This window comes from Desulfoluna butyratoxydans (assembly GCF_900699765.1).
Taxonomy (GTDB): Bacteria; Desulfobacterota; Desulfobacteria; order Desulfobacterales; family Desulfolunaceae; genus Desulfoluna; species Desulfoluna butyratoxydans.
In genome coordinates, this window is sequence record NZ_CAADHO010000004.1 from 354,673 (window position 1) to 361,680 (window position 7,008).

Annotated in this window: 7 protein-coding genes; 6 read left to right on the forward strand and 1 reads right to left on the reverse strand. The window is 58.3% G+C overall.

Annotated elements, in window-relative coordinates; genetic code table 11:
- The first annotated feature begins 16 nt into the window (after positions 1-16).
- The 6 genes from eutC to MSL71_RS13730 all read left to right on the forward strand — a co-directional run bounded on the left by eutC (position 17) and on the right by MSL71_RS13730 (position 6,204).
- Complete coding sequence (gene eutC, locus MSL71_RS13705) at positions 17-910, forward strand: ethanolamine ammonia-lyase subunit EutC (RefSeq protein WP_180141230.1); 894 nt, start codon at positions 17-19, stop codon at positions 908-910.
- A 5-nt stretch (positions 911-915) separates the two neighbouring features.
- Positions 916-2,433, forward strand: a complete 1,518-nt coding sequence (locus MSL71_RS13710) for an ethanolamine ammonia-lyase reactivating factor EutA (RefSeq protein ID WP_180141232.1) — start codon at positions 916-918, stop codon at positions 2,431-2,433.
- Between the two features lie 344 nt (positions 2,434-2,777).
- A complete protein-coding gene (eutL, locus tag MSL71_RS13715; RefSeq protein WP_180141234.1) occupies positions 2,778-3,431 on the forward strand; it encodes an ethanolamine utilization microcompartment protein EutL in 654 nt (217 codons plus the stop codon).
- Between the two features lie 15 nt (positions 3,432-3,446).
- The gene (locus tag MSL71_RS26930; protein WP_180141236.1) at positions 3,447-4,022 is read left to right on the forward strand and encodes a BMC domain-containing protein; all 576 of its coding nucleotides are present in this window, start codon (positions 3,447-3,449) and stop codon (positions 4,020-4,022) included.
- 15 nt (positions 4,023-4,037) lie between these two features.
- A complete protein-coding gene (locus MSL71_RS13725; protein ID WP_180141238.1) occupies positions 4,038-5,477 on the forward strand; it encodes an acetaldehyde dehydrogenase (acetylating) in 1,440 nt (479 codons plus the stop codon).
- Between the two features lie 61 nt (positions 5,478-5,538).
- Positions 5,539-6,204 carry a cupin domain-containing protein gene (locus MSL71_RS13730; protein WP_218951028.1) on the forward strand — a complete coding sequence of 222 codons (666 nt, stop codon included), beginning with the start codon at positions 5,539-5,541 and terminating at the stop codon, positions 6,202-6,204.
- A 153-nt stretch (positions 6,205-6,357) separates the two neighbouring features.
- Here the strand turns inward: MSL71_RS13730 and MSL71_RS13735 are convergent, their stop codons facing one another.
- Positions 6,358-6,678: a hypothetical protein gene (locus MSL71_RS13735; protein WP_180141240.1), complete on the reverse strand. Its 321-nt coding sequence runs from the start codon at positions 6,676-6,678 to the stop codon at positions 6,358-6,360.
- Positions 6,679-7,008 lie beyond the last annotated feature (330 nt).

Sequence of the window (7,008 nt, forward strand, 5' to 3'; positions counted from 1 at the left end):
AAGGAACCACAGAGCAATGAACGAACAGGAACTGATTCAAAGCGTCATCGGCAAGCTGGTGGAGCAGGGGGTAATTCAAGGGGGGGCTTCGTCAAGGGAAAGGGGCGCGGCGCCGGTGGTATCCAGCGATTCCAGGCTTTCTTCCGGAGACCCCGTGACCCTGTCTCCGCTGGATGAAGTGAAGGTGGATAACCCCAAAAACATGGCGGCCCTTGAGGCCATGCGCAAGACCACCCCGGCCCGTATCCTCATGGGCAGGTGTGGCGCGCGCCAGAAGACCCACTCGTTTCTCCATTTCCAGGCCGACCACGCAGCAGCCGTGGACGCCGTATTCCTGGATGTCTCCGATGCCTGCCTGGCCGAGAGCGGGTTGTTCGGCGTCCAGACCGTGGTGAAGGACAAGGACGAGTACCTCATGAAGCCGGAGCTGGGCAAGCGGCTCAGCGAAGATGCCAAAAAGATGATTTCCGAGCGCTGTGAAAAGGGCGCCCAGGTGCAGATCATCGTGGTGGACGGCCTGAGCTCCACGGCCATTGAAGCCAACATCGGCGACACAGTCCCCGCCTTGGTCCAGGGGCTCAAGGCCGAGGGCCTGAGTGTGGGCACGCCTTTTTTTGTGAAGTACGGCCGCGTGGGCGTCATGGACGAGGTAGGCGCCCTCCTGGGCTGCGATGTGGTGGTGGAGCTGGTGGGCGAGCGGCCCGGGCTGATCACTGCCGAGTCCATGAGCGCCTACATGGTCTACAAGGCCGGTGAGAAAACCGTGGAGGCCGATCGGACCATTATCTCCAACATTCACCGGGGCGGGACGCCCCCTGCCGAGGCCGGGGCCCACATGGCCACCGTGGTCAAGCAGATGCTCGCCCACAAGGCCAGTGGCGTGGCCCTGTCCGAGGCCATGAAAGCGTAAAGGCCATGTCTGAGAGTTCAACCATATCGTCCCTTTATGCGGCTCACCTGAGCGGTGCGGCGGAGTCCTCCGCCGCCGAGGTGGTCACCAGCGTGGGCATCGACATCGGCACCACCACCACCCAGTGCGTGGTGAGCCGGCTGACGGTGAAAAACACGGCGCCGGGGACCCTGGTGCCGCGCATGGAGATCACGGACAAGGAGGTGGTCTACCGCAGCGGCATCCATTTCACCCCCATCACCGGGGACAACCTCGTGGATACGGATGCGGTGTTTCGCCTGATCAACGCGGAGTTCACCAAGGCCGGGATCTCGCCCTCGGACATCGACACCGGGGCGGTGATTATCACCGGCGAGACCGCCAAAAAAGAGAACGCCCGCCGCATCTCCGGCGAGATGGCCAGCTACGCAGGCGATTTTGTGGTGGCCACGGCAGGGGGCAAGCTGGAGTCGGTGATTGCCGGGCGTGGGTCCGGTGCCTCGGATTACTCCCGCAGGCATTTTCTCACCGTGGCCAACATCGACATCGGCGGCGGCACGGCCAACATCGGGATTTACCGGAGCGGCAAAGCAATCGACAGCTGTTGCATCAACGTCGGCGGCCGCCTGCTCCGGGTGGATCCGGTTGAGGGGCGGGTGGTTCAGGTGAGCGAGCCCATGGCCCGCGTGCTGGATGACCTGGGTCTTTCCCTTGCACCCGGGGACCGTGTGGACCCGTCGATTCTGGAGATCCTTTGCCGTCGCATGGCCGAGGTGGTGGCAAACGCCCTGAAGCAAAACCACCTCACCGGCCTGGAGGATGCGCTGATGATGACCACGCCCCTGCGCCTCGATTACAAGGTGGATTGCGTGATGATCTCAGGTGGCGTGGCCGACCATGCCTACACAACAGCCCCATGTGACACCCTGGACGAGATTGCCCGCTATGGCGACATCGGGCCCCTGCTGGGGCGCCAGGTACGGCAGGTGTTCCGGGACGAGGGCATGGAGATGATCCGTCCGGCAGAGACCATTCGGGCCACGGTGATCGGCGCCGGTGCCCAGACCGTGGATGTGAGCGGGAGCACCATTGTGGTGAGCGACGAGCGCCTGCCCATGAAGAACGTTCCCGTGGTCATTCCCTTTGGAGAGGGCATTCCCGATACCCCGGAAGAGATGGCAGAGGCCGTGGGCCGGAGCGTCTCCAGCCTCTACGAGGCCATGGACCTGGAGCCTCTTGCCATCGGGATCCAGGGCGGCGGGTACCTCTCCTATAAAAAGGTGCAGGTGCTCGCTCGGGGGCTGCTCTCTGGCCTGGCCCCCCTGATCCGGGCTGGTCACCCCGTTGTGGTGGTGATGGAGCAGGACAGCGGCAAGGTCCTGGGGCAGAGCCTTCGGGCCCTGAACCCCGGGGTACAGGTCATCTGCGTGGACCAGATCGAGGTGAGCGAAGGGGACTACATCGACATCGGCCGCTCCATGGCCGGTGGCACGGTGGTGCCCGTGGTGATCAAGACCCTGGTGTTCGAGACCCGGCAGTCGTGAGTGGACATGAAGGCAACCTGTCTTTTTATGTGACGGGCGACGCGAAGCCGACGGTACCGGTGATGTGAGGTAGGGTGCGCTTGCGCACCGCCGAAGAGTCGTAACGATCATGTCTCCGGGTGATACTCAGAGAACCTCAAAATGGAAAAACGCGTTGTGCTTTCGGATACATGGTGCGCAAGGACGCCCTGCAGGATGTCGCATAACAAAAGGGTGAGACGAGCTGATTTAGCTCCTGCGACGCTTATACGACGACCGATTCGTTTCCGTGCAATGACGCATGGTGGTGAGATGTCGCTTCAACCGATGAATGATACCGGCACAGACCGGCAAGGAGGAGAGATATGAAAGGGGATGCTCTGAAGTCCAAGGTACTGAGCATAAAAATGATACCCAACGTGGATCGGGACATGGTTCGGGAGCTTTCGCTTCCCGACGGGCATCGCAGCGTGGGGATGCTCACCTGCGATATCGACGACGTGGGGTACACCGCCATTGACGAGGCCACCAAGAAGGCCGACGTGAAGGTGGCCTACGCCAAGAGTTTTTACGGCGGGGCTGTCAACGCCAACACCAAGCTTGCCGGAGAGTTCATCGCCATCCTTTCCGGGCCGAATCCGGCAGAGGTGAAAAGCGGCCTCAACGCGGCCGTGGATTTTCTGGAGAACGACGCCTGTTTCTACAGCTGCAACGACGATGATTCCATCTGTTACTACGCCCACTGCATCTCCCGCACCGGCTCGTTTCTCTCTGCCGAAGGGGGGATTCAGGAGGGGGAGGCAATGGCTTATCTTATCGCCCCTCCCATCGAGGCGGTGTATGCCGTGGACGCGGCCCTGAAAGCGGCGGACGTGAAGATGGCGGTTTTTTACGGGCCTCCTTCGGAGACCAACTTTGGCGGGGCGCTCCTCACAGGGAGTCAGTCCGCCTGCAAAGCGGCCTGCGATGCCTTTGCCGATGCTGTTCAGCACGTGGCGGACAACCCTTTGAAATATTAATGACGGGGGGGTGCCATGAAGGGTAAGGCCTTGGGCATGATCGAGACCGTGGGGCTTGTCCCTGCGGTGGAGGCAGGGGACGTGGCGGTGAAGACCGCCGACGTCTCCATCCTGGGTTCCGAGGCAGTGGGCGGCGGCCTCGTATCTGTTTTGATGACAGGGGACGTGGCCGCGGTGAAAGCCTCGGTGGATGCGGGGAGCACGGCGGCGGCACGTCTGGGAGAGGTACACTCGGTGACCGTCATCGCCCGTACCGCAGAGGGGTTGGAAGAGGTGTTGGTCCGGGAGGGAGCACGGCCCAAAAGCGCGCCTGGCGGCAACCCCGACGCAGGGCCCATGGGTGGGGCGGCGTGTGACACCGTTCAGGCCTCCTTGCCGGGGCCATTTTTAAAATCAGGTGACGGGAGAACCGATGGAGGGGAACCCGTTGCCCCGGACATGGACGATCTCAAGAAGAAGAAGGTCACCGCGCTGAGGCGGATTGCCCGGGGGATTTCCGGGTTCCCCATGGCACGAAGCGAGATCAAATACGCCAGGAAAAAAGACCTTCTCGAGGCATTTGTTCAGTACATAACGACATCGGAGTCGTAGGTAGGGAGATACACTATGATAGACAAGGATTTACTCTCCATTCAGGAAACACGGGCACTGGTTCGAGCGGCGCGGGCAGCGCAGCCTTCCCTTGAACAGGCCGGCCAGGAGCGTGTGGACGCCCTGGTGGACGCCATTGCCGGGGTGGGCGCGGAAATGGCCGAAGAACTTGGCAAGATGGCCGCCGAAGAGACCGGCTTCGGCAAGTGGAAAGACAAGACCCAGAAGAACATCCACGCCACTGAAAAACTGGCCGCCTATTTCAGGGGGATGAAGACCGTCGGGATCGTCAACGAGGACACCGAGAAGCGAATCGTCGAGATCGCCATGCCCATGGGGGTCATCGCAGGGCTCATTCCCTCCACCAACCCCACGAGCACCACGCTTTATAAGGCCATCATCGCCCTCAAGAGCGCCAACGCCATTGTCTTCAGTCCCCACCCCGGGGCTGTTTCATGCATCACCGCCACGGTGAACATGATCAGGCGCGTGCTCAAGGCCATGGATTTTCCCGAAGAGCTGGTGGGCGTTATCAGCGTGCCTACCATCGAAGGCACAGACGAGCTCATGAAGATCAGCGACATGATCCTGGCCACCGGGGGTGCCGCTATGGTGAAGGCCGCTTACAGCTCGGGTACTCCCGCCCTGGGCGTGGGGCCGGGCAACGTGCCGGTCTTTATCGAGCGCAGCGCGGATGTGGATGTGGCGGTCCAAAAGGTCCTGGCCTCGAAAACCTTTGATAACGGCACCATCTGCGCGTCCGAGCAGGCCATTGTCACCGAGGCGTGCATTGCCGACAGGGTTAAGGCAAGTCTCATTGCCCAGGGCGGCTATTTTCTCGAAGGTGACAAGCTGGAGCGGGTAAAGCGCGTCATGGAGCGACCCAACGGTGCCATGAACCCCGCCGTGGTGGGGCGCTCGGCCAAAGACATCGCCCGCATCGCAGGCATCGAGATCCCAGCGGGTACCACCATGCTCCTGTGTGAGGAAGAGGGCGTGGGGCCGAAGTTTCCTTTCTCCAAGGAGAAGCTCACCGCGCTCCTCGGCTTTTACACGGTCAACGACTGGCAGGAGGCCTGCGAGCTTTGCTACAAGCTCCTCAAAAACGGGGGCATGGGGCACTCCATGGGGATCCACTCCAACAACGAGACCGTGATCCGCGAGTTTGCCCTCAAAAAACCCGTCTCCCGCTTCCTGGTGAACACCCCCACCACCCAGGGTGCCGTGGGCATCACCACCAACCTCTCTCCCTCTTTCACCTTGGGGTGCGGCACGGTGGGGGGCAGCGCCACCTCGGAGAACGTCGGCCCCCAGCACCTCTTTAATATTCGGCGCATGGCTTACGGCATTGATGATGCGGCCACCGTTCCAGTCCGGTCCGGCGACACCGTCGACGTCCAGGCGGTGACCCATATGATCATGGAGCAGCTCAAGAAGATGAGCGCGGTGTCCTGAGGATGGCAGCCTTGGATTGCTCGTTTTATGGCGCTGCACAATGCTTCATGAAAGGAAAAAAATGAAAAAGAAACTGATCGGCGCCGAAACCGTCATGAACCACGTGACGGATGGCGTCTTCCACCTGAGCGAGGAGATCATCCTCACCCCGGCGGCCCGGGACCTGTTACGGGACAACCGGGTGTTGCTTATGGCGGGGACAAGCGCCCACAACCAAACCGCACCCCTGGCACCTTGCGGTGCCCCGGTGTGCATGAACTGCAGTGAGTGTGTCATGGAAAAACAAGAGGTCAATATCGAAGCCCTGATTCGCAAGATTATCGCCGAGCAGCTCACAGGCAAGACCGGCGAGTTTGAAAAAATCGTCGACAAAGAGAGCGGGGTGTTTTGCGTCAAAGCCGCAACCGTAACCCCCGAACCCTTTGACACCGGCAAAAAAGGAGACAAAGTCTTCATCACCGACGTGGCGACCCTGGAAGAGAGCCCCTGTCTCGGCTTCGGCATCATGGAGATACAGGAAGGCTCCGCCTTTGACTGGACCCTTCGCTACGACGAGGTGGACTACATCATCGACGGCACCCTGGAGATTATCCTGGACGACCGGAAAGTCACGGCCAGCAAAGGGGATATCCTCTTTATCCCCAAAGACTCCTCCATCACCTTCAGCACCCCGGACTCGGCCCGGTTTATGTTTGTGACGTATCCTGCGGACTGGGCGAATCAATAACGTCAGTTTACTGACCCGTTTGCATCCTCACCTCGCTGACTGTGAAAGTAGTCTTCGAACGTGGGGATGTATCTCTTGCTGATGCAGTTTTTTGCAACAGATATTCCCGAGAAATATGATTTCCTAATGCCTTTGCGAGTAATTATTTCTTTCTCATTTGCAGATGGTTTTTGCTGGAAAGGCTGGTTCCAACTTTTTTAAGGATTGAATTTTATTCTTATCTCTGGTCTGGTTTCCTTTTGGGGCCTGGCGATGAGTTTCTATGCTTGCTTTTCTTGTATTGCTTCTGTCGAGTGGTTTTAAAAAATCCATTTGAATGCGGTCTTTTATCGCTTTATTGACACTGAATGGATTTTTCTCTTGTTGTTTTTTTGCTGGTGTAGTAAACAAAGTTTTGCGCTGCTCGTATGGTTCTTGTTTGATTGTGATAAGTAAATTTAACAATAGTATTGTTTGGTGCTGTTTATTACTCAATCACACGGAAATATTCAAAGCCATATCCATCAGATTGATGATTGATGCGTTTTGTGAGTACCGTCCCCCCCTCTGAACACCATGAAATATAATTTTTAACGACGAATTGAGGACGAATAAAAACTTTTTGAATGACGTCGTTAAATCGTTGAGATCAACATTTACTCTATATAATAACCTCCCCCATAGCACTGTTTTGTTTCGGTTTTTGTTGGTTTAATTGTTGGGGATGCTGTTCGTTTTGTTTGAGCACATTGATGCCGAATTTTACTGCGTATAGATATTTGGAAAAAATAATATAACCTGAGGCTTCTTTCCGGAGGGAATGGT